Source organism: Stenotrophomonas sp. PE591 (genome assembly GCF_018320795.1).
Lineage (GTDB): Bacteria > Pseudomonadota > Gammaproteobacteria > Xanthomonadales > Xanthomonadaceae > Stenotrophomonas > Stenotrophomonas maltophilia.
This window is the reverse complement of the sequence record NZ_JAAOKO010000002.1, coordinates 581,864-604,302: the sequence shown is the minus strand read 5'-3', so window position 1 is coordinate 604,302 and position 22,439 is coordinate 581,864. Positions and strand designations below refer to the sequence as shown.

Annotated in this window: 22 protein-coding genes; 9 read left to right on the top strand and 13 right to left on the bottom strand. The window is 66.8% G+C overall.

The window, feature by feature from the left end; all coding sequences use genetic code 11:
- Nucleotides 1-26 precede the first annotated feature (26 nt).
- Both sucB and lpdA read left to right on the top strand, forming a co-directional pair.
- Complete coding sequence (gene sucB / locus JLDANKMP_RS08050) at nucleotides 27-1,235, top strand: dihydrolipoyllysine-residue succinyltransferase (protein ID WP_212560876.1); 1,209 nt, start codon at nucleotides 27-29, stop codon at nucleotides 1,233-1,235.
- Between the two features lie 63 nt (nucleotides 1,236-1,298).
- A complete protein-coding gene (lpdA, locus tag JLDANKMP_RS08045; protein WP_005410273.1) occupies nucleotides 1,299-2,735 on the top strand; it encodes a dihydrolipoyl dehydrogenase in 1,437 nt (478 codons plus the stop codon).
- Nucleotides 2,736-2,896: 161 nt separating this feature from the next.
- On the opposite strand, the gene JLDANKMP_RS08040 is transcribed toward lpdA, so the two are convergent.
- From JLDANKMP_RS08040 to JLDANKMP_RS07990, 11 genes are all read right to left on the bottom strand, one after another.
- The gene (locus tag JLDANKMP_RS08040; protein ID WP_049402259.1) at nucleotides 2,897-3,142 is read right to left on the bottom strand and encodes a hypothetical protein; all 246 of its coding nucleotides are present in this window, start codon (nucleotides 3,140-3,142) and stop codon (nucleotides 2,897-2,899) included.
- Nucleotides 3,139-3,351, bottom strand: coding sequence for a hypothetical protein (locus JLDANKMP_RS08035; RefSeq protein ID WP_005410275.1), 213 nt, complete (start codon nucleotides 3,349-3,351; stop codon nucleotides 3,139-3,141). Before JLDANKMP_RS08035 ends, JLDANKMP_RS08040 begins: the two co-directional genes overlap by 4 nt.
- A 168-nt stretch (nucleotides 3,352-3,519) precedes the next feature.
- Complete coding sequence (locus JLDANKMP_RS08030) at nucleotides 3,520-5,109, bottom strand: alkaline phosphatase D family protein (protein WP_212560875.1); 1,590 nt, start codon at nucleotides 5,107-5,109, stop codon at nucleotides 3,520-3,522.
- The gene (locus JLDANKMP_RS08025) at nucleotides 5,109-7,352 is read right to left on the bottom strand and encodes a TonB-dependent receptor (protein ID WP_212560874.1); all 2,244 of its coding nucleotides are present in this window, start codon (nucleotides 7,350-7,352) and stop codon (nucleotides 5,109-5,111) included. Before JLDANKMP_RS08025 ends, JLDANKMP_RS08030 begins: the two co-directional genes overlap by 1 nt.
- 173 nt (nucleotides 7,353-7,525) lie before the next feature.
- Entirely contained in the window at nucleotides 7,526-8,956 is a 1,431-nt protein-coding gene (locus tag JLDANKMP_RS08020) for a replicative DNA helicase (RefSeq protein ID WP_005410278.1), read from the bottom strand.
- A 317-nt stretch (nucleotides 8,957-9,273) separates the two neighbouring features.
- Entirely contained in the window at nucleotides 9,274-9,834 is a 561-nt protein-coding gene (locus JLDANKMP_RS08015) for an NAD(P)H-dependent oxidoreductase (RefSeq protein ID WP_005410279.1), read from the bottom strand.
- 66 nt (nucleotides 9,835-9,900) lie between these two features.
- Nucleotides 9,901-11,844, bottom strand: coding sequence for an asparagine synthase (glutamine-hydrolyzing) (gene asnB / locus JLDANKMP_RS08010; protein WP_212560873.1), 1,944 nt, complete (start codon nucleotides 11,842-11,844; stop codon nucleotides 9,901-9,903).
- Between the two features lie 3 nt (nucleotides 11,845-11,847).
- Complete coding sequence (locus JLDANKMP_RS08005; RefSeq protein ID WP_212560872.1) at nucleotides 11,848-14,127, bottom strand: transketolase C-terminal domain-containing protein; 2,280 nt, start codon at nucleotides 14,125-14,127, stop codon at nucleotides 11,848-11,850.
- A 62-nt stretch (nucleotides 14,128-14,189) separates the two neighbouring features.
- A complete protein-coding gene (locus JLDANKMP_RS08000; protein ID WP_031269994.1) occupies nucleotides 14,190-14,846 on the bottom strand; it encodes a glutathione S-transferase family protein in 657 nt (218 codons plus the stop codon).
- 176 nt (nucleotides 14,847-15,022) lie between these two features.
- Nucleotides 15,023-15,565: a GNAT family N-acetyltransferase gene (locus JLDANKMP_RS07995; RefSeq protein ID WP_212560871.1), complete on the bottom strand. Its 543-nt coding sequence runs from the start codon at nucleotides 15,563-15,565 to the stop codon at nucleotides 15,023-15,025.
- A 123-nt stretch (nucleotides 15,566-15,688) separates the two neighbouring features.
- Nucleotides 15,689-16,531: a glycine zipper 2TM domain-containing protein gene (locus JLDANKMP_RS07990; protein WP_049397942.1), complete on the bottom strand. Its 843-nt coding sequence runs from the start codon at nucleotides 16,529-16,531 to the stop codon at nucleotides 15,689-15,691.
- A 163-nt stretch (nucleotides 16,532-16,694) separates the two neighbouring features.
- Between JLDANKMP_RS07990 and JLDANKMP_RS07985 the strand changes: the two genes are divergently transcribed.
- Nucleotides 16,695-16,913, top strand: a complete 219-nt coding sequence (locus JLDANKMP_RS07985) for a DUF6116 family protein (protein ID WP_005410285.1) — start codon at nucleotides 16,695-16,697, stop codon at nucleotides 16,911-16,913.
- Nucleotides 16,910-17,683 carry a TatD family hydrolase gene (locus tag JLDANKMP_RS07980; protein WP_212560870.1) on the top strand — a complete coding sequence of 258 codons (774 nt, stop codon included), beginning with the start codon at nucleotides 16,910-16,912 and terminating at the stop codon, nucleotides 17,681-17,683. Before JLDANKMP_RS07985 ends, JLDANKMP_RS07980 begins: the two co-directional genes overlap by 4 nt.
- Nucleotides 17,684-17,717: 34 nt before the next feature.
- Here JLDANKMP_RS07980 and JLDANKMP_RS07975 read toward each other — a convergent pair whose 3' ends face one another.
- Nucleotides 17,718-18,542, bottom strand: coding sequence for a tRNA threonylcarbamoyladenosine dehydratase (locus JLDANKMP_RS07975; RefSeq protein ID WP_111150993.1), 825 nt, complete (start codon nucleotides 18,540-18,542; stop codon nucleotides 17,718-17,720).
- Between the two features lie 80 nt (nucleotides 18,543-18,622).
- Here JLDANKMP_RS07975 and JLDANKMP_RS07970 point away from each other — a divergent pair, with 80 nt between their 5' ends.
- Both JLDANKMP_RS07970 and JLDANKMP_RS07965 read left to right on the top strand, forming a co-directional pair.
- Nucleotides 18,623-19,057: a cytochrome c gene (locus JLDANKMP_RS07970; RefSeq protein WP_049452163.1), complete on the top strand. Its 435-nt coding sequence runs from the start codon at nucleotides 18,623-18,625 to the stop codon at nucleotides 19,055-19,057.
- Nucleotides 19,058-19,193: 136 nt separating this feature from the next.
- Nucleotides 19,194-19,688, top strand: a complete 495-nt coding sequence (locus tag JLDANKMP_RS07965) for a glycine zipper 2TM domain-containing protein (protein WP_005410289.1) — start codon at nucleotides 19,194-19,196, stop codon at nucleotides 19,686-19,688.
- Between the two features lie 73 nt (nucleotides 19,689-19,761).
- Here JLDANKMP_RS07965 and JLDANKMP_RS07960 read toward each other — a convergent pair whose 3' ends face one another.
- Nucleotides 19,762-19,971, bottom strand: a complete 210-nt coding sequence (locus tag JLDANKMP_RS07960) for a cold-shock protein (protein WP_005410290.1) — start codon at nucleotides 19,969-19,971, stop codon at nucleotides 19,762-19,764.
- 236 nt (nucleotides 19,972-20,207) lie between these two features.
- Between JLDANKMP_RS07960 and JLDANKMP_RS07955 the strand changes: the two genes are divergently transcribed.
- The 3 genes from JLDANKMP_RS07955 to arsC all read left to right on the top strand — a co-directional run bounded on the left by JLDANKMP_RS07955 (nucleotide 20,208) and on the right by arsC (nucleotide 22,308).
- The gene (locus tag JLDANKMP_RS07955) at nucleotides 20,208-20,693 is read left to right on the top strand and encodes a DUF456 domain-containing protein (protein WP_033835435.1); all 486 of its coding nucleotides are present in this window, start codon (nucleotides 20,208-20,210) and stop codon (nucleotides 20,691-20,693) included.
- A 119-nt stretch (nucleotides 20,694-20,812) separates the two neighbouring features.
- Nucleotides 20,813-21,967, top strand: coding sequence for a phospholipase A (locus JLDANKMP_RS07950; protein WP_005413953.1), 1,155 nt, complete (start codon nucleotides 20,813-20,815; stop codon nucleotides 21,965-21,967).
- Nucleotides 21,967-22,308 (top strand): arsenate reductase (glutaredoxin), encoded by a 342-nt coding sequence (gene arsC, locus JLDANKMP_RS07945; RefSeq protein ID WP_012480792.1) that lies wholly within the window; start codon nucleotides 21,967-21,969, stop codon nucleotides 22,306-22,308. Before JLDANKMP_RS07950 ends, arsC begins: the two co-directional genes overlap by 1 nt.
- Nucleotides 22,309-22,439 lie beyond the last annotated feature (131 nt).

Here is a 22,439-nt window from a genome sequence, read left to right as displayed (position 1 = left end):
AGAAGACAAACCAGGAAGCTCCCGCAATGGCCACCGAAGTCAAAGCCCCGGTACTGCCCGAATCCGTCGCCGACGGCACCATCGCCACCTGGCACAAGAAGGTGGGCGACGCCGTCAAGCGCGACGAAAACCTGCTTGACCTGGAAACCGACAAGGTCGTCCTGGAAGTGCCGTCGCCGGTCGACGGCGTGCTGAAGGAAATCAAGTTCGCCGAAGGCTCGACCGTGACCTCCAGCCAGGTCGTGGCGATCATCGAGGAAGGCGCCGTGGCTGCTGCCCCGGCTCCGGCTGCCGAAGCCGCTCCGGCAGCAGCCGCTGCCCCGGCCGCCGCGGCTCCGGCTCCGGCCGCTGCCGCCGCTCCGGCCCCGGCCGCCAAGTCGGCCGCCGATGCGCTGCCGCCGGGCGCCCGCTTCACCGCCATCACCGAAGGCGTGAACCCGGCCGACGTCGACGGCACCGGCCGTCGCGGCGCGGTGACCAAGGAAGACATCGTCAACTTCGCCCGCAACGGCGGCGCCGGCAAGGCCGGTGGTGCACGTCCGGAAGAGCGCGTGCCGATGACCCGCATCCGCAAGCGCATTGCCGAGCGCCTGATGGAGTCGAAGAACTCCACCGCCATGCTGACCACCTTCAACGAAGTCGACCTGTCCAAGGTGTCGGCGGCGCGCAAGGAACTGCAGGACGAGTTCGTCAAGGCCCACGGCATCAAGCTGGGCTTCATGAGCTTCTTCGTGAAGGCCGCCGCCAACGCGCTGCAGCGCTTCCCGCTGGTCAACGCCTCGATCGACGGCGACGACATCATCTACCACGGCTACTCGGACATCTCGATCGCCGTCTCGACCGAAAAGGGCCTGGTCACCCCGGTCCTGCGCAATGTCGAGCGCATGTCGTTCGCCGACATCGAGAAGACCATCGCCGACTACGCCAAGAAGGCGCGTGACGGCAAGCTGGGCCTGGATGAACTGCAGGGCGGCACCTTCACCGTGACCAACGGTGGCACCTTCGGTTCGCTGCTGTCGACCCCGATCATCAACCCGCCGCAGAGCGCCATCCTGGGCATGCACGCCATCAAGGAGCGTCCGATCGCCCAGAACGGCCAGGTCGTGATCGCGCCGATGATGTACCTGGCGCTGTCGTACGACCACCGCATCATCGACGGCAAGGATTCGGTGCAGTTCCTGGTGGACATCAAGAACCAGCTGGAAAACCCGGGCCGCATGCTGTTCGGCCTGTAAGACACCTCCCGCCCCTCCGCGCCTGCGCGGAGGGGTTCTGGTAATGCATCAAGGAATAATTCAATGGCTGAACAATTCGACGTCGTCGTCATCGGTGCCGGCCCGGCCGGTTACCACGCTGCCATCCGCGCGGCCCAGCTGGGCCTGAAGACCGCCTGCATCGACGCGGCGCTGGGCAAGGACGGCAAGCCGGCCCTCGGCGGCACCTGCCTGCGCGTGGGCTGCATCCCGTCCAAGGCGCTGCTGGATTCCTCGCGCCAGTTCTGGAACATGGGCCACATCTTTGGCGACCACGGCATCAGCTTCAAGGATGCCAAGATCGACGTCGAGGCGATGGTTGGCCGCAAGGACAAGATCGTCAAGCAGTTCACCGGCGGCATCGGCATGCTGTTCAAGGCCAACAAGGTCGCTGCCTATTATGGTTTTGGCGAACTGCAGCCGGGCAACGTGGTCAAGGTCACCCAGCATGACGGTTCCATCGTCGAGCTGAAGGGCACCAACGTCATCATCGCGGCCGGTTCGGATTCGATCGAACTGCCGTTCGCCAAGTTCGACGGCGAGACCATCGTCGACAACGTCGGCGGCCTGGACTTCACCGAAGTGCCGAACCGCCTGGCGGTGATCGGCGCCGGCGTCATCGGCCTGGAACTGGGCAGCGTGTGGAAGCGCCTGGGCGCGGAAGTCACCATCCTCGAAGCCATGCCGGAGTTCCTGGCGGCTGCCGACGCCGAAGTGGCCAAGACCGCTGCCAAGGAATTCAAGAAGCAGGGCCTGGACATCAAGCTCAATGCCAAGGTTTCCAAGACCGAGATCACCGGCAAGGGCAAGAAGAAGGAAGTCATCGTCACCTACACCGACGCTGAAGGCGAAAAGACCCTGACCGTGGACAAGCTGCTGGTGGCCGTTGGCCGTCGCGCCGCCACCAAGGGCCTGCTGGCCGAAGGCACCGGCGTCAAGATCAACGAGCGCGGCCAGATCGAAGTCGACGCGCACTGCCACACCGGCGTCAATGGCGTGTGGGCGGTCGGCGACTGCGTGCGCGGCCCGATGCTGGCGCACAAGGGCTTCGAGGAAGGCATCGCGGTGGCTGAGCTGATCGCCGGCCTGCCGGGCCACGTCAACTTCGACACCATCCCGTGGGTCATCTACACCGAGCCGGAACTGGCATGGGTCGGCAAGACCGAAGCCCAGCTGAAGGCCGAAGGCATCCCGTACAAGGCCGGCAGCTTCCCGTTCGCCGCCAACGGCCGCGCCGTGGCGATGATCGAACCGGCGGGCTTCGTGAAGATCCTGGCCCATGCCGAAACCGATCGCATCCTCGGCATGCACCTGGTCGGCGCCAACGTCTCCGAACTGGTGCACGAAGGCGTGCTGACCATGGAGTTCAGTGGCTCGGCCGATGACCTGGCCCGCATCTGCCACGCCCACCCGTCGCTGTCGGAAGTGATCCACGACGCGGCGATGGCAGTCAGCAAGCGCGCCATCCACAAGGCGAACTGATCGGCATCATGGTAGGTGCCGACCGTTGGTCGGTACTCACCTGCAGAAGAAAAACCCCGCCTTGGCGGGGTTTTTTGTTGCCCGTTTTCCTGCAGAGCCAAGCCCATGCTCGGCTCTCCGGTCGGCAGCCGCGGAGGGTGAAGCCGAGCGTGGGCTCGGTTCTACACCTTTCCAGCCGGCTTCTTCGGCGGATCGTCACAGATGCGGTGCTGGGCCACGGTTTCACCGGCCTTCCACTCCTTCACCACCCGGCAGCGCTCCTTGGGTTTGACCGCCTTGGCCGCTGCAGCATCCGCCTCATCGGCAGCGGCGGTCTGCTGGCGTTCCAGCCATGCGGACGGCGGCACCGGTGTGGCCAGTGCCGGCCCCGCGAGCAATGCCAGCGCGACCAGCAACACAGCCCTCATGCCGCCACCGGCCCGCCGCCGAGCAGGCGCGCGGGCAGCATGAACAGCGCGCGCAGGAACGCAAACAGCGCCGAGAAGGTGATGCCGACCAGGCGGAACGGCAGGCTCAGCAGCCACACGAACGGCCAGGCGATCAGGGCGAGGATCGCCAGCGGCCAGCACAGCACGAACAGCAGGCACCACACGCCGAGCGCGAACAGGGTCTTCATCACGGTCTCCTTGTGGCGGCACCTTGCCGCCTGCGGACACCTTGGCGCCCGGCTCTGGCCGCCCGCAAACGGTTTGCGACGAAACCCGGCTCGGGGCGATGAATCCGGTGGTGGGGAAACCGAAGATTGATCAGGTTGCCGGCCAGCGGCCGGCACGACCGAACGGATTCACACCGGCACTGCGCCCGGGCGGCCGTGGGTGACCTGGAAGCGCGCCGCAGTGCGCACCGGCGCATCCGCGTGAAGCACGCTGTCGGCGAAGCGCAGCTCCGCATCCACGGTCTGCCGGTTCAGCTGCAGCTTCCACCAACCACGGCGGTCACCGTCGAAATAGCGGATATGCGGGTTCTGCGGAATCGACGAACCGTAGTACGGGCCATAAGGCGTATCGTCGCCGCCACTGCTGATTGCCGGCGCGATGAACTCGGTGGCCACCACCGGGGCATCGGCCGCGTCGAAATCCAGCTTCAGGTCATTGACGAAAGTGGAATGCCAGTCACCACCGAGCACGATGGCATTGCCCTGCCCGCCCGCCTGCATCGCCTGCAGCAACCGCTTGCGTGCGGCGGGATAGCCGTCCCAGGCATCGTTCCAGAAGCGCTCGCGCGGCGTGCCACCGTCCAGCCGCAGCTGCGCCATCAGCAACTGTTGCACCACCACGTTCCAGCGCGTGCCGCGTGCGGCCGCCATCGACTGCGCGAACCAGGCTTCCTGGCCCACGCCCAGCATGCTCATGCGTGGATCCAACGCAGTGTCGCAGCGCGGCGACTCGCCCACCCCGCAGGGATTGGCCGGACGGAACTGGCGGCAGTCGAGCAGCGCAAGCTGTGCCAGATCGCCGTAACGCAGGCGCCGATGCACGCGCAGGCCACCGTTGCCCGCAGGCGTGCTACGCATCGGCAGGTGTTCGTAGAACGCGCGGTAGGCCGCCGCGCGGCGAACGACGAAGTCCTCCGTCGAGACGCCGGGCTTCTCCGGATGGATGCCGGAGTAATCGTTCTGCACTTCGTGGTCGTCCCAGATCACTGCGAACGCGTGGGCGGCGTGCGCGGCCTGCAGATCGGGATCGAGCTTGTACAGCGCGTACTGGTCGCGGTAGCGCTCCAGGCCGACGGTCTCGCCACTGAAGCGTTCCGCATCCAGCGTGCGTCCGCGCGCGTTCTGCAGTGGGCTGTACTCGTACAGGTAGTCACCGGCATGCAGCACCAGGTCGACATCACTCTTCGCGATATCGCGCAGCACCGGGTAGTAGCCACTGTTCCAGGCCTGGCAGGTGCACAGGGCCAGCCGCAGCTGCTGCAGCTGCGTGTCGGGCAGCGGCGCGGTGCGGAAGTGGCCGACCGCGCTTTCCTCGTCACCGTCGCAGGCAAAACGGTAGTAGTAGTCGCGGCCTGGGCGCAGGCCATTGACCTCCACGTGCACCGAATGCGCCAGCTCGGGCACCGCCGCGGCGACGCCACGCTGCACCAGCCGGCGCATGCCCGGGTCTTCGGCCACGAACCAGCGCACCGGCACCGCCCGCGATGGCATGCCACCGCCGTTGAGCGGGTCCGGCGCCAGACGCGTCCACAGTACGGCTCCCTGCGGATCCGGATCGCCGGCGGCGACGCCCAGGGTGAACGGATCACGCCCCAACCGCGGGCGCGGGCCGGCCGTGGCCAGCCCCGGCATCGCCGCCAGTGCGATCGCCGCCCCCGTGCCCTGCCACGCCATGCGCAACAGGCGACGACGGCTTTCCGGATCGACGGGGCCGCGCATCAGAAGTACACGGTGGCGGTGGCCATCACCTGCCGCGGCGCGCCAACCTGCATGGTCGCCAGGCTGCGGTTCGGGTCGGCGGCGTAGGTGCCGTTGGTGTTGATCGAGGACAGGTAGCGCTTGTCGGTCAGGTTGGTCAGGTTCAGCGCCACGGTCAGGTTCTGCGCCGGGCCGAGCTTGCCGAAGTCATAGGCCACCGAAGCATTGACCAGCCAGTAGCTGGGCACCGACACGTCGTTGGTATAGGTCACGTAACGCTTGCCGACATGGTTGGCGGCCAGGCGCAGGTCCCACGGGCCCGGGGTCCAGGCCAGGGTGCTGGCGAACATCCATTCCGGGGTGTCGACGGTCTTCTTGCCGCGGGTCGGCACCACGCCGTTGTTGACGTAGTCGTTGTCGTAGGTGCTGTCATTCCACGACAGCGCGTTGGACCAGGTCAGGTCCTGCATCGGCTTCAGCTGCAGGGTCGCCTCGGCGCCGCGGCTGGTTACCGAACCGACGTTGGAGAACAGCGCCGGGCAACCGAGGATGCCCACGCACTGCGCGATGGCCAGCAGACGGTTGTCGAACTTGACGTCGTACACCGCTACCGAGGCTTCATAGCCCTGGCCGTAGCCGCGCCAGCCCAGCTCGATGGTGCGCGACTGTTCCGGCTTCAGGTTCTTCGCGCTGGCATCGAAGGCGGCCTGCGGCACGTTGAACGGGCTGCCCACGCCCAGCGCGTAGGCGGCCACGTTCTTGGCGAACGAGCCGAAGATCTCGTTGCCCTCGTTGAGCTTGAAGTTGAAGCCCGCCTGCGGGAGCAGGCCCTTCTTCGAGGTCAGGCTGCTGTTGTTGGCATAGCTGCCCAGCGGCGTGCGCACGCGGGTGCGGGTGTGCGGCGACTTCGCGCCGATGTCGATGGTCAGGCGGTCATCGAACAGGCGGAAGCGGTCCTGCACGTAGAACTGGCGGGTGATGGTGGTGTAGCGCTGGTGCCACACGCGCTGGTCCGGATTGCGCAGGAAGAAGTCGTCGGTGATCGGGCCGTCGATGTAGTAGAAGTTGCGCTGCACGCTGTGGCCGTTGTCTTCGTACCACAGGCCCGCCTCCAGTTCGTGGCCCGCCACGTTCCAGGTGAACGCCGAGGTCACGCCGGTGCGGTCGATCGCATACTCGGTGGTGCGGATCGAGATCGGGATCTCGCGGCTGGTGCCCGGGTTGGACGGATTGGACGGGCTGAACCAATGGCCCTGGCCACGGTTGCTGTGGTTGTAGACGTTGACCTTCAGGCGCATCGACTCGTTCAGGCCGAAATCACCGGCAATGCTGGACACATCGTCATTGCGCAGGCCGTGACCGGAGTAATAGGCGTCCCACGGGCTGTTGACGCCACCACTGTACTTTCCGCGTGCAGCAGCCACCGCGCGATCCCAGTCCGGCGCGTAGTTGTCCCAGTCCCAGCCGAGGCGATCGATCATCTCCAGCGACAGGTCCTGGTAGTCGGCCTCGACGCGGCGCGAAGCGTTGAACAGCGCGGTGATCCTGCTGTCCGTGCCGAAGTTGTAGGTGGCCTTGCCGTTGAACTGCTTCAGTTCCTGCGAGCCCTTGCCCTTCCACTTGTCGCCTTCGGAATACACGCCGGACAGGTAAGCGGCAAAGCCCTGGTGGTCGCCGGTATCGAGGCGCGCATAGCTGCGGCGCGCATTGTCGCTGCCGAAGCTCTGTGCCAGCACGACCCCATATTCGGTGGACGGATCGATCGAGTAGAACTGGAACACGCCGCCGAGGTTGCTGGTGGACGGCGTACCCAGCGCACCAATGCCGGTGGAGACCTCCGCACCGCCCAGGTTCTCGCTGATCACCGCGCGGCTGATGTGCAGGCCGTTGCTGTTGCCGTAGGCCATGTTGCCCAGCGGAATGCCATCGAGGGTGTAGCCCAGGCGATTCTGGTTGAAGCCACGCAGGCTGATGCTGGTGGACCATTCGTAGGCGCCGGTGGCATCGGCCGATTCGAAATGCACGCCCGGCTTGGCCGCCAGCAGCTTCAGCGGGTTGGCACCGGGCGGCAGGACCTTCATGTCCTCGGCGGTCACGCGCTGCACCTGGCGGGCTTCGCCGCGGCCGATCACCGAGATCGAATCGAGGGTCGTGGCCGACTGCGCGTCGGTCGCGGGGGCGGTTTCAGCGACAGCCAGCGACGGCAGCGAAGCACAGACCAGCAGGGCCAGCAGATTGCGGCGAAGCGGAGCGTGGGACGGCATGGAGGCGGATTCCTTGGGCACGCTGGACGCCGAAGGGCGGCGTCGAAGAGCAGCAGCGGCGGAATCGTAGAAGCCTCGCGTTACATGTCATTTACACGCCACGTACGGAAGATTGGCGTTCTGCATGGTTTGCAAGCCGTGGGGTGGTTGCCGGCCAGCGGCCGGCACTACGGTTATTCGAATGAGCCGACCGAGTCGTGGGCCAGGTTGTCGAAGCGGGTGTACTCACCGAAGAACTTCAGCTTGCACGATCCGGTCGGGCCACCACGGTGCTTGCCGATGATGATCTCGGCCAAGCCCTTGTCCGGCGAATTTTCCTTGTTGTAGTAATCGTCGCGGTAGATGAACACGATCATGTCCGCGTCCTGCTCGATTGCGCCCGATTCGCGAAGGTCGGCCATCACCGGGCGCTTGTCGGTACGTGTTTCCAGCGAGCGGTTGAGCTGCGACAGCGCGATCACCGGCACGTGCAGTTCCTTGGCCAGGCCCTTCAGCGAACGCGAGATCTCCGAGATTTCGGTGGCGCGGTTTTCACTGTTGCCCGGCACGCTCATCAGCTGCAGGTAGTCGATCACCACCAGGCCCAGGTCGTGCTCGCGCTTGAGCCGGCGGCACTTGGAACGCAGCACTTCCGGCGACACGCCCGGCGTATCGTCGATGAAGATCTTGGTTTCCTTCAGCATCTTGATCGCGCTGGTGACGCGGCTCCAGTCTTCATCTTCCAGCTGGCCGGTACGCAGGCGCTGCGCGTTGATACGGCCGTTGGAGGAGATCAGGCGCATCGCCAGCTGCGAGGCCGACATTTCCATCGAGAACACCGCCACGCCCTTCTTCGACTTGATCGCCGCGTACTCAGCGATGTTCAGTGCAAAAGTCGTCTTGCCCATGGCCGGGCGCGCGGCGAGGATGATCAGGTCGGTCGGCTGAAGGCCGGCGGTCATCGCATCGAAGTCGTTGTAGCCGGTCGGCAGGCCGGTGATGTTGCCGCCGTTCTCGAAGCGGTTGCGCAGTTCCTCGAAGGCATCCTTCAGCGCGCCAGGCATCGCCACGAAGTCGGTACGGCCGCGTGCACCCTGTTCAGCGATGGCGAACACGCTCTTCTCCGCAGAGGCCAGCAGCTCACTGCTGTCACGGCCCTCAGGCTGGAAGCCATCGTTGACGATGTCGGTGCCGACCTGGATCAGCTGCCGCAGCACGGCCTTGTCACGCACGATCTCGGCATAGGCCACGATGTTGGCCGCCGACGGCGTGGTGCTCGCCAGCTCGATCAGGTAGGCACCATCGCCCACCAGCTCCAGCTTGCCCTGTGATTCGAACCACTCGCCCAAGGTCACCGCGTCGAACGGCCGCTCGCGCTCGGACAGCTCACGGATCGCGCGGTAGATCATCTGGTGATCGCGGCGGTAGAAATCGCCCTCGGTCAGCTGGTCGTTGACCCGGTCGTAGGCCTCCGGCGCCAGCATCAGGCCACCCAGCACCGCCTGCTCGGCTTCCACCGAATGCGGCGGAACGCGCAACTGGTCGATACGCGATTCATCGCGATCACGATCAAAGCCATCACCGCGCTCTCTGCGGTTGGAACGGAAGCCGGAACGAGCGGACATGCTGCGGTGTTTCCTGCAAAAGTGGGCCGGACGAGTGTAGGCATGCGCCGACCCCGGCAGCCATGGACAAGCCTGTGGATAAGCCGTGGAGAAACGGGGGATATCCGCCAGTGCCTGGCCACTCTGGCGCGGGGGCGTCGCAGTGCCTGCGACGGGCGCCGTTGCGGCGCCCGGGTGGGTCATTATCGCAGATCAGGCGGCCAGGGTCGGATTCCGTGCAGCGCACGGGCTCCGGTGCTCAGCGGAACGTGGGGCCAGGGCCCGCCGCTGCGCGCCGGGATCCGACCCGCGGCCTGGCTGCTGCTACCCCATCGGTCTCAGTCGCCCTTCACATGCACCGCGATCAGTGCCAGGAACCGGTCCACGTAGCCCTGCAGGAATTTCTGCGTGCCCTCGTTGTGGATCGTGCCGTCGGCGTCGATCAGGCCGTCCTTGAAATGGATGAACGCCTCGGGCTGGCCGAGCACGTGCATGTCCAGGAAGGCCAGGCTGTTGCGCAGGTGCTGCTGGGCCACGGCGGTGCCGATCTGGCCGATGGAGGCGCCGATCACCGCCGCCGGCTTGCCGGCAAACGCACTGTCACCGTAGGGGCGCGAGCCGATGTCGATGGCGTTCTTCAGCACGCCCGGCACCGACCGGTTGTATTCGGGGGTCACGAACAGCACCGCGTCGGCGGCGCGCACCTGATCCTTCAGCCGGGTGCCCTGAGGCGGGTACTGGCCATCGAAATCCTGGTCGTACAGCGGTAGATCACCAATCTGCACGTACTGGAAGCGCGCGCGGTCGCCAGCGATCTTCTCCAGCGCATGGGCCAGCTTGCGGTTGCAGGAATCCTTGCGCAGGCTGCCGACGAACACGGCGATGGTGGGGACGGACATAGGGACATACTCCTCACGGTGCGGGAGGCCCAGCCTAGACGCCGGGCCCGTGCCGTCCGGTGAAGATCAGCCCCCGGTCACGCGGGTCCGCACCTGCCGCCAATGCGCCTGCCAGGCCTGGAACATCAGCACGTTCCACAGGTGGGTATGCCACTTGCGCTGGCCGCCCAGGAACTGCTGCCACAGCGGCTGCACCGCCGCCGCCGACAGCACGCCTTCGCGCTCCAGGCGCGCCGGCTGCAACAGATCTTCGGCCCACGGCCGCAGGTCGCCCTTCAGCCAGTCGCTGACCGGCGCGCCGAACCCGCGCTTGGGCCGGTGCACCATCGACTGCGGCACGTAGCGGCCAAGCACGCGCTTGAGCAGCACCTTGCTGGTGGTTTCGCTGCGCTTGAAGCCCAGCGGCAGCGACCAGGCGAACTCGGCCACGCGCCAGTCCAGCAGCGGCGCGCGTGCCTCCAGGCTGACCGCCATCGAGGTGCGGTCGACCTTGCAGAGCAGGTCATCCGGCAGGTAGGTCACGTAATCGGCCAGCATCATCGCGTCGGCCGGCGTGCCGGCACCGTGCAGCGGATCGGCCAGGTCGTAGAAGCTGCCGGCGGCCTGTGCGCCAGGCACTGCCGCGGCGGGGTCGCGCCAGCGCGAGATGCGGTTGCGGTACACGTCGCCAATGCCACGCGCGCCGGACTCGGCCAACAGCGCAGCCAGTCCGCCGGTCCGCGAGGCCTCGCCCTGCTGCTGCGCGCGCGCGCCCATCCAGCGTCGCAGCGGGCCCGGCACGCGGCCCAGCATCTGCCAGTTGCGCAGCGCGCGCACGTAGCGGGTATAGCCGAAGAACAGCTCATCACCGCCGTCGCCAGACAACGCCACGGTCACGCCCTGCCGCGCCAGCCGGGCGACCAGCGCGGTCGGCACCTGCGAGGCATCGGCAAAGGGTTCGTCGAACATTGCCGGCAGCTGCGGCACGACTGCCAGTGCATCCGCGCCGCTGACGTAGAGTTCGGTGTGGTCGCAGCCCAGATGCGTGGCCAGTTCCCTGGCCAGCGGTGCCTCGTCGTGGCCCGAATCGGTGAAGCCGATGCTGAAGCTGTGCACCGGCTGCCCGCTCTGCGCCTGCATCAGCGCCGCCACCAGCGACGAATCGGTACCGCCGGACAGGAACACGCCCACCGGCACGTCGGCCACCATGCGCAGCGCCACCGCGTCGCGCAGCAGCCCGTCCAGCTGCTCCTCTGCTTCCTCGATGCGGCCCTGGAACGGCGCAGCCAGTGCCGCCTGCATGCGTGCACGCGCATCCCAGTACGGGCGCTGCGCCTGCTCCGGGCGATGCGCCGATGCACCCGCCGCCACGGCGTCGACGTCCAGGCGCAGCACGCGGCCGGGCATCAGCTTGTAGCAGCGCTGGTGGATGCTGTGCGGGGCCGGAATGTAATCCAACCGCAGCAACAGGGTCAGCGCGTCGCGGTCGATGTCGTTGTCGAACGCCGGGTGCTGCCACAGCGCTTTCAGTTCGGAACCGAACACCAGGGTGTCACCGGCCCAGCCGTAGTACAGCGGCTTCTTGCCAACGCGGTCGCGTGCCAGCCACAGGCACTGCGCCTGGCGGTCCCACAGCGCGATGGCGAACATGCCGTTGCAACGCTGCAGGGTTTCTTCCATGCCCCACTGCAGGATCGCCGCGAGCAGCACTTCGGTGTCGGAATGGCCACGGAAAGCATGCCCCAGCGGCTCCAGTTCGGCACGCAGGGCGGCGAAGTTGTAGACCTCGCCGTTGTAGGCCATCACGTAGCGGCCATCGGACGAGGCCATCGGCTGGTGGCCCAGCGGCGACAGATCGAGAATGCTCAGCCGACGGTGCGCCAGCGCGATGCCTGCCCCGGCATCGACCCAGCTGCCGCCATCATCCGGCCCGCGGTGGTGCAGCGCCTCGCCCATGGCCAGGACCTGCGCCTGCAGCACCTCGGCCGACGCCACCGGCGCCGGCAACAACATTCCCGCCAATCCACACATGCATCAAGGTTCCTGCGCCAGTTCAAGGGCGGCGCCAATCACCGCATTGTCGCTTGGAAGCCCGAACATTGCTGCCCCTGCCAGCGGGGTATAGGTATCGGCGCCGCAGACCCGGCGCAGCGGCAGGTGGCCGAAACCGGCCTCGACCAGTGCGGTGACCACGCCCTCGCCCACCCCTCCACTGTGGCGGCCCTCGTCCAGCACCAGCACGCGCCGTGCGCTGGCGGCCTGGCTGGCGATGAAGCCGGCATCCAGCGGCACCAGCCAGCGCAGGTCGACCACCCGTACCTGCCAGCCCAGCTGCTGTTCGATGGCCCGCGCTGCGCGCAGCGCCATCGGCACGCCATTGCCGTAGGTGTAGACCACCAGGTCGCCAGCCTCCGGCCCGTAAACACGGCCTTCGCCCGGCACCAGTGCCCGGCCCTGGGCCGGGTAGTCGAACAGCCACTGGCCATCGCCCGGCTCATGCAGGTCCTTGCTCATGTACAGCGCGATCGGCTCCAAGAACACGGCCACGCGCCCATCCACCCGGGCCAGCGCCGCCAGCGTGCGCAGCATCATCACCGCATCGTCGCCGCGCGATGGGCAGCCGACCACCAGCCCGGGGATGTCGCGCAGGGCGGTGACCGAGTTGTCGTTGTGGAAATGGCCGCCGAAACCCTTCTGGTATCCCAACCCGGCCACCCGCACCAGCATCGGGTTGCGGTACTGGTCGTTGGAGAAGAACTGCAGCGAACAGGCTTCGCCACGCAGCTGGTCGATGGCGTTGTGCAGATAGGCCAGGTACTGGATCTCCGGGATCGGCAGCATGCCCATGTTGGCCAGGCCCTGCGCCATGCCCAGGATCATGGTCTCGTCCAGCAGGGTGTTGAACACCCGGCGCGGCCCGAAGCGGCGCAGCAGATCCTTGCTGACGGTGTAGACACCGCCCTTCTGCGCCACGTCCTCGCCGAACAGCAGGCTCTGCGGATACTTGGCCAGCAGCTCCTGCAGACCATGGTTGATCTGGATTGCGAGATGCCGCGGCACCTGTCGTTCCGGCAATGCCTCGGCACCGCCATAGAGTGCCTCGCGTGCTTCGGCAGCGACCTCGCGCTGCGCTTCGGCCTGCACCGCTGCAGGGGTGTACGGTGCCAGCGGCGCCATCACCTCCCGCAGCGACTGCAGCTTCGCACTGCCTTCGGCATCGGCGGCGGCGGCCATGCAGCGCGCGCGCATCGTTTCGTAGGCCACTTCGATGGCGGCCGCATCCATCCAGCCTGATTCCAGCGCGATCTGCGCCGAGCGCAGCAGCGGATCCTGCGCCTCGGCCGCGCACAGTTCCGGCAGCGCGCGCCATTCCACTTCAAAGTCGGTGCCGGCATGGCCCATCAGGCGCGTGGTGCGCAGATGCAGGAAGGTCGGCCGCCGCGTGCGCCGGCAGTGTTCCACCGCCGCCTGCACCTGGGCGTGCCCGGTGGCCAGGTCGAGACCATCGGCAAAGAAATAGTCCAGCCCCGGCTGGTGGCTGAAGCGCTCGGCGATCCAGCCATCGGGGGTCTTCACCGAGATGCCCAGGCCGTTGTCCTCGCAGACGAACAGGATCGGCGCCGGTAGTTTCTGGTAGGCCGACCACATCGCGGTATTGAAGGCGGTCTGCGCGGTGGCGTGGTTGGCCGACGCATCGCCGAACGAGCACAGCACGATGCTGTCGGTGGGAATGGGCAGCGCCTGCCCCAGCCGCTTGCCACTCTCGATGGCCAGTGCGGTGCCCAGCGCCTTGGGCAGGTGCGACGCAATCGTCGAGGTCTGTGGCAGCACCCACAGCGGCTTGCTGCCCCACACCTTGTGGCGACCACCGCTGGCCGGATCATCCGCGCTGGCGGCGAAGGACAGTGCCGCATCGCGCAGCGGGTCGATGCCCGGCACCTGCCGCGAACGCTCGGCCATGAAGGCGCCGGAACGATAGTGCAGGAAGGCAGGATCGGTGTACCGGCAGGCCCGCGCCAGCAGCGCGTTGCCTTCATGGCCGGACGAACCGATGGTGTAGAAGACCTTGTTCTGCACGCGCAGCACGCGCGCCATCAGGTCCAGCTGGCGGCTGGCCAGCTGCGAGTCGAACAGTTCATCGAAGGCGGCAGCGGTGAGCGTACTGCCCGGCAGGATCGGAGCATCTGCCGCGGGTCGCGGGCGCGGCGTCCCGCGCCACCCGCGCACCGCCTCAAGGAAATTGACGTCGCACACCTCGGCGCGGTTGAGCCCCCGCATGCGTGCGGGAATCGGATCCGGAACCACAGCGAACATCGAACACCCTCCGTGTCGTTGTTGCGTTCCGCCCGGCAATACCGGGCGCTACCCTGTGGGCATCAAGCCGCCTCGAAGCGTGAGCGCACCTCGGCGGTCACCGCCGGCATCGGCAGGAAGCGCGGCTGCGCACGCACGCGCTGCAGCCAGGCGCGCACCTCGGGGAATGGCTCCAGGCTGATGCCGCCCTCGCCTGCCACGTCGGTGTAGGCAAACAGGGCGATATCGGCGATGCCGTAGCTGCTGCCGGTGAACCACTGCGCCTGGCGAAGGTGCTGCTCCATCACCGCCAGCGCGGTGGCGGCGCGCTCGTGCAACCGTGGCAGCTCGGCGCGGCGTGGCGAGTCGGGCGCCGTCCAGCCCCGGATGAAGCGCGCTACCGCCACGCACGGCTCGTGCGTGTACTGCTCGAAGAACATCCAGCTCAACGCCTGCGCACGCTCCCAGCCATCGCTGGGCAGGTAGGGCGTGCCTTCGGCCAGCCAGAACAGGATCGCGTTGGACTCGGTCAGCACGCGGCCGTCGTCGCGGACGATCAGCGGCACCTTGGCATTCGGGTTGAGCGCCAGGAATTCGGGCGTGTGGGTCTGGCCATGGGCACTGTCCACTTCCACCCAGCGGTAACGGCTGCCGAGCTGCTCAAGCAGCAGCCGGACCTTGTGGCAATTGCCCGAGACCGACATGCCATGCACCGTCAGCGGGACGCGCTCTTCCACCATTGCCTGCTCCATCGGATCCGGCCGGCGGCCGGCTGCGTGCAGTCTGGCAAGTGCGCCAGGGAATGCCAAGCGCGGATGCAGCATGGCAACGCGGTAGTGCCAGCCGCTGGCCGGCAATCGCACGAATCCTGCCGCAACGAGGTTGCCGGCCAGCGGCCGGCACTACCGGGTCACGTTCAGCGTGCACGCTGCCGCCACTGTTCGCGCGACTGGCCCCAGATCTGCATCGGTTTGTCGTTGTACGGCGGCGGCAGTTCGCCCATCCGCAGCAACGTGCTGCCCAGCTTGCGCGCGACCGCCCGCGAGTTGTCGTTGTTCTCGGCGATGGTATGGATCACCTCGTGCCAACCCAGCGTGTCGAAGGCCCAGTCGATCGCCGCGACGGCCGCTTCCGGCGCATAGCCCCGGCCCCAGCTGGCGCGGCGGATGCCCCAGCCGACCTCGGTACCCGACCAGTCCTGCGGTTGCCAGGGGCCCATCCGCCCGATCCAGTCCCCGCTGGATTTTTCGATCACGCTGAACATCGAGAAGCCGAACAGCTGCCAGGCGCCAGCCAGGCTGCAGAAGCCGCGCCAGGCTACCGATGGCGGCTGCACGCCACCGAGGGTGCGCATCGTTTCCTCGTCGGCGCAGAACGCCAGATAGGGTTCGTAGTCCTCGCGCAGCAGCGGGCGCAGGATCAGGCGCTCGGTTTCCAGGCGCAGGTCGAAGATGCTCATGCCGACTCCATGTCGAAGGGGCCACCATGATGGTGGATTCCGCCTCCACACGGATGAATGCCCGCGCTCACAACGAAACGGGCCGGCATGCGCCGGCCCGTCGGGTACAGCACGTATTCTGGATTACTGGCGCGTGGCCGCAGTGGCGCCGGCAGCAGCGGTCTGCGTGACCAGCTGGCCATCGACCACCGGCAGGCGATCGCTGGCCGGCTTGTTGTCCATGCGCACGGTCTTCTCGGCGCCGTCGTAGCGGTAGGTCACGTTGTAGCCCTTCACCACGTCATTGGTGCCCATGGCGATGCGGTTGCCCGGCTTGCTGGCCATGCGCATGGTACCGGTGGTGCCGTCCTCGTTGCGGTAGGTCACGTTGTAACCGGTAACACGGCTCGACTCGGAGGTGGCGGTCTCGGTGTGGCACTGGCGCTCGGTGCGGTTGACCACGCGGCCACCCACATGTCGCTTGTCGATCTGGTTGCCGATGAAGCCACCGGCCACGGCACCGGCTGCGGTCGCGGCCTTCTTGCCGTTGCCACCGCCGACCTGGTTGCCGAGCAGGCCGCCGACCACCGCGCCGACCACGGTGCCGCCGACGTTGCCGTCACGCTCCGGCAGGCGCTCCTGCACGGTCACGTCCTGGCAGACCTCGTGCGGGGTCTGGGTGGTGGAGGTCTCGCGCACGGGATCGGTGCCGATCACGGTGGCGTAGGCCTTCTGCTTCTCGGTGATCGGGTCGACCTTCAGCACGTCGGCGTATTCCAGCCCGCGCGGTGCAGACGGGTCGAGCGTGTCGCCACGCGCGCCATCGTCAACGGCATTGCCGTCAACCAGCCGCGATTCACCGTTGGGGGTTCCGGCGCTGATGGAATCAGGCGACTTGTCGCCGCTCTTCATGAAGGCGGCGGTGGCGATGCCACCGACCAGCAGCGCGCCCGCTGCGACCAGGACAGTTGTAGTTGTGCTTTTCATGACCTGCTCCTTGCGGACCATCCGCAACGTTCTCGGCCCAGATTGCAGCATGCACTGCCTGAACGGAATCTCCACATTTCCTGCTCATTCCTGTAACCCATTCAGCATCGGGAAATGCTGGGCCCGTGGTAGCGTTTGCATATTCCCCACGAGGATCCACGCCATGGCCAACCCGATGCTGCTGCCGGTACTGCAATGGGCCCGCCGGCTGCGCTACCCCACCCTGTTCAAGCTGACCGCCGGCCTGTTCGTGCTGACCCTGTTCATTCCCGACCCGATTCCGTTCGTCGACGAGCTGGTACTGGGCTTCGGCACCCTGCTGCTGGCCAACTGGAAGAGCCGCAATACAGTCCCGGCCCCGCCGCCGCTGGAACAGCGTTGATCCCGCTGGTCGACAGCCACTGCCATCTGGATGCCAGTGAATTCGATGCTGACCGCACGGCGGTGATCGAGCGCGCGGGCGCCGCGGGCGTGCGCGAGCAGGTGGTACCGGCCGTCACGGCCGCCAGCTGGCCGAAGCTGCGCGAGGTCTGCCGGCAGGCACCGGGGCTGTACCCGGCCTACGGCCTGCATCCGATGTTCCTGGCCGAGCACCGGCACGACCATCTGCCGCTGCTGCGCGAATGGATCGTTCGCGAACGCCCGTGCGCGATCGGCGAATGCGGGCTGGACTTCTTCGCCGAGGGATTGGATGCAGAGGCGCAACTGGCGTACTTCATCGGCCAGCTGCAACTGGCCCGCGAGTTCGAGCTGCCGGTGATCGTGCATGCGCGACGCGCGGTGGATGCGGTCATTGCCGCGATCCGTCGCGTCGGCGGCCTGCGCGGCGTGGTGCACAGCTTTTCCGGCAGCCCGGAACAGGCCGCGCAACTGCATCGGCAAGGCTTCCTGCTCGGTCTCGGTGGTCCGCTGACCTACGAACGCGCGCAACGGCTGCAGCGCCTGGTGCGCGGGATGCCGCTGGAACAGCTGCTGCTGGAGACCGACGCGCCCGACCAGCCTGACGCCGGCATCCGCGGCCAGCGCAACGAACCAGCGCGACTGGCAGTCATCGCCCGCCACGTGGCCGCACTGCGCGGGATGGAGCTGGACGCGGTGGCCCAGGCCACGACGGAGAATGCGCGGCGCCTGTTCGCGCTGCCGGCAATGTAACGGGCAGGTGCCGGCCGCTGGCCGGCACGATCCATCACACCTCGCTGGACTCGACCACTTCGGCCTTCACCTTCTTCGGCTCCAGCAGCATTTCAAGCGCCTTGCCGACCGCCGCGAAGGCGAAGGCACCGGTGATGTGGGTTGCCGCACCGAGGCCTGCGCCACAGTCCAGTTTCAATGCAGCATCCGCACCGAGGTTCGGGCGGATGCCGCAGACGCTGCCATCGGCCTGCGGATACTTCACGTTTTCCAGCGAGTACACCGCCGGTACGCCAAAATAGCGCTTGGCATTCTTCGGGAAATTGAACTCGCTGCGCAGCTTCTTGCGGATCAGCGCCAGCATGGCGTCGTGCTCGGTGCGCGAGACATCGCGGATGCGCACCAGGGTCGGATCGGTGCGACCACCGGCAGCCCCCACGGTCAGCAGCGGCAGCTTGCGGCGGCGGCACCAGGCGATCGTCTCGACCTTCACCCGGAAGCTGTCGCAGGCATCGATCACCAGGTCGAAGCCACGGCCCAGCAACTCGGCCATGTTCGACACGGTCAGGAATGCCCGCACGGCATCGACCTCGATGTCCGGGTTGATCGCGCGGCAGCGCTCTGCCATCGCCTCTGCCTTGTTGCGGCCGTAGTTGCCCTCCATCGCGGGCAGCTGCCGGTTGGTGTTGGACACGCAGATGTCATCGGCGTCGATCAGGGTCAGGTGGCCGACCGCCGAACGCGCCAGCGCTTCCACCACCCACGAGCCGACCCCGCCCATGCCCACCACCGCCACGCGGCTGCCCTGCAGGCGCTCGAGCGCACCTACGCCATACAGCCGTTCGATGCCGGCGAAGCGTTGTTTGACCTGTTCGTTCATGCGGCTATTTTAACGTGCAGGCGCCAGTGCCTACAGCGCGCCGGCATCGAACCCACCGTTGCACGCCCGGAGAGCCCGCCATGAACGCCAGCCCGCCCCGCCGCCCGTCCACTGCCCAGCGGTACCTGTTCGTGCTGTGCCTGGGCCTGCTGATCGGCCTGGTCGCCACGGTCATGGTCGGCCGCGCCCTGCAGGCCCGCCGCGACCCGTTCCCGGACAGCCTGATGCAGGTGATGCAGCGGCAATCGCAGCTGCTGCAGCAGGCCCAGCAGCAGAACCGCTGCAGCCTGGCCGACAGCGTGCCGCGGCTGCAGGCCCTGCGCCTTCTGTCCAACGATTTCGACCTGGCCTTTCCCGGGCTGAAGGACAACGGCCGGTTCCAGCAGCACGCCAGCCAGCTGCGCGGCAACCTCAACGCCGCATTGGCGGCTCCGCCCAGTGACTGCACCGCCCTGGCCAAGGTCGTGGAAACCGTGCAGGCCGATTGCCGCGCCTGCCACCAAGACTTCCGCTGACGCGCATTCATCCTGTAGCCGGGCAAGGCACGCCTGGTTGGCACCTTGTTCACGTTCGAAAGGAGAGGATTCGTCCACCCTGCTGCATGACGCAGTACCACCCAACACACCCGCCTTCACGGCCAGGAGACGCTCCATGAAGATCCAGCTCATTGCCGCCAGCGCCATCGCTACCCTCGCCCTGGCTGGCTGTGCCACCTCGCCCGGCTACGGTGGCGGTGGTTACAACAACGGCTACAACAATGGTGGCTACGGCAACAACGGCGGTTACAACCAGGGCCGTTGCGCTGACTGTGGCATCGTCACCCGCATCAACACCGTGCCGTCGGGCCGCACCGCGCCCAGCGCGACCGGCGCCATCCTCGGCGGCATCGTCGGTGCCGTGGCCGGCCATGAGATCTCCGATCACACCGGTGGCAGCCGTGGCAACAAGAACATCGCTGCGGCCGCAGGCGCGGTCGGTGGCGCGCTGGCCGGCAACCAGATCCAGAAGAACGTGACCAGTGATACCTACGACATCAGCGTGCGCATGGACGATGGCCGCACCATCGTGGTCAACCAGCGCGACCTCGGCGGCATCCGCGAAAACACCTACGTGCGCGTGGTCAACGGCAAGGTCATCCTGCGCTGACCTGCGCCGGGCCGGCGGCAAAGAAAAAGGCCCGCTTGCGCGGGCCTTTTTCATGTGACGGCTTGCAGCGCGATCAGGTCGGCTGCACGGCGTCGGCCTGCAGGCCCTTCTGGCCCTGCACGACGGTGAAGGTGACCTTCTGGCCTTCCTTCAGGCTCTTGAAGCCCTGGGTCTGGATGGCACGGAAGTGCACGAACACGTCTTCGCCGTTTTCACGGCTGATGAAGCCGAAGCCCTTTGCATCGTTGAACCACTTGACGGTACCGGTCTCGCGATCAGACATCTCACTAACTCCCTGGTGACTCTCTCTTGTTGTTGGAAACGCCTGGTGGGCGGCTGACAAGCAAGGGGGAAGCGAGGTGCATCGATGCAGCGGATCGGGAAGATCTTGCTTCATCAGGCCACGATCCACGGTGACCTTGCCAAGCTCAGCGACTGCAACTTAACCCGCCCAAAACGAAAAAGCAACTGGCAAAATCTTTCACTGTCAACCCCAAAACGGCGACCATACGGGACAGCATGGGACTCTCATTCATCTTATATCTGCTAGCGGTCATTTTTGTCCTTGTCGGCATCGCCGGAATCATCCTGCCGGCCCTGCCCGGCATCCCGCTGGTGTTCATCGGACTGCTGCTGGCGGCCTGGGCGGACGGCTTCACCCACGTCGGCTGGCCGACCCTGGTCGCGCTGGGCGTACTGACCGTCCTCTCGCTGCTGGTGGACGTGCTGGCCACGGTGGTGGGTGCGCAGCGGGTCGGTGCCAGCCGCAAGGCACTGTGGGGTACGTTCGTCGGCAGCATCGTCGGCCTGTTCTTCATGCCGATCGGCCTCTTTGCAGGCCCCCTGATCGGCGCCCTGGCCGGCGAGTACTGGCACACCCGCGAACTGGGGCGCTCGACCAAGGTAGGCCTGGCCACCTGGCTCGGTATCCTGCTCGGCCTGGCGCTGAAACTGGCCGTGGTGATCGCGATGCTCGGCCTGTTCGCCTTCGCTTGGTTCCTGTAACCCGCACTGCCTTCACGCCGCGCGCACGCGGTGCCCGTGCATAAACCGTGGGGGCTGGCCGTGAACCGGTGCAGCCGCCACACTGTGCGATTCCCGTATTCACCTAAGGGCCTGCTGCAATGACCCTGTCTCCGCTGCTTCCCCGTCTCGCGCCGCTGGCGCTGGCCCTGGCCAGTGCGCCGCTGGCCGCGCAGGAGTTCGCGCCCAGCGCCGAAGCCTCGCCGGCCGCGTGCGCGGCGATTACCACCGATGCTGCCCGCCTGGCCTGTTATGACCGCCAGTTCGGCCGTACCCCGCAGGCCACTGCCGAGGCCGACGCTGCGGCCGAGGCGGCCGCGCAGGCCCGTCGCGAAGAACGCCAGACTGCACGCGTGAGCCAGGGCGAAGAGAAGCTGCGCGAGCGGGTCAGCGATCTGTTCCGTCCAGCAGCCCCTGACAGCGCACTGGCCAATGCTGGCCGCGGTTCGCTGCTGGACAGCCGCTGGGAACTGGCCGAGGACTCCAAGCTGGGCCCGTTCCAGCTGCGCGCCTACAAGCCGGTGTACCTGCTGCCGGCGTTCTGGACCAGCGATCGCAACACCACGCCGCATTCGCCGAACCCGGCCAACACGGTCACCACGCCGCAGGTGCTGGACAGTGCCGAGCTGAAGTTCCAGATCAGTTTCAAGACCAAGATCGCCGAGAACCTGTTCGGCGACAACGGCGACATCTGGGCCGGCTACACCCAGAGCTCGCGCTGGCAGGCCTACAACGGCGAGGATTCGCGCCCGTTCCGCGAAACCAATTACGAGCCGGAAGTGATGATGGTGTTCCGCAACGGCTACTCGATCGGTGGCTGGCGCGGGCGCATGACCGGCATCGCGCTGAACCACCAATCCAACGGCCGCGCCGACCCGCTTTCGCGCAGCTGGAACCGGGTGATGCTCAACATCGGCCTGGACCGCGAGAACTGGGCGCTGGTGCTGCGCCCCTGGTACCGCATTCCCGAGACCCGCAGCGACGACAACAACCCGGACATCGAGGACTACATGGGCCGCGGTGATGCGACCCTGACCTGGAACCGCAACGGCCACGAAGTCTCGCTGATGGCGCGCCATTCGCTGCGCACCGGCAGCCGCTCGCACGGTGCCCTGCAGCTGGATTACGGCTTCCCGATCAGCAACCTGCTGCGCGGGCATGTGCAGGTGTTCGACGGTTACGGCGAAAGCCTGATCGACTACAACCACAAGGCCACCTACGTGGGCGTGGGCGTGTCGCTGCTGGAGTGGTTCTGATGCCCGTGACGATCTGGCACAACCCGGCCTGCAGCAACTCGCGCGGCGCATTGAAGCTGATACGTGATGCCGGCTTCGAGCCAGTGGTGATCGAGTATCTCGGCAATCCACCCGATGTGGCCACACTGCGCCAGGTGCTGGCCGAATCCGGCCTGGACGCGCAGGCACTGGTGCGCAGCAAGGAGGCGCAGTTCGCCGAACTGGGCCTGGAAGGTGCGGACGAGGCCACGCTGCTGGCCGCGATGGCCGAACACCCGCGACTGATCAACCGCCCCGTGGTGCGCACGGACAAAGGCACACGCCTGTGCCGTCCACCGGAAACAGTGCTGGAGATCCTGTAACCCGCCTCGCCGCCGCGTAGCGGAGCGTGTTGGTAGAGTCGACTGTTGGTAGAGTCGACTGTTAGTCGACTTCCTCCTCACCCTTCATATGCATCCGCGGAAAAGCCCGCACTGCGTGCGATAGTCGACTG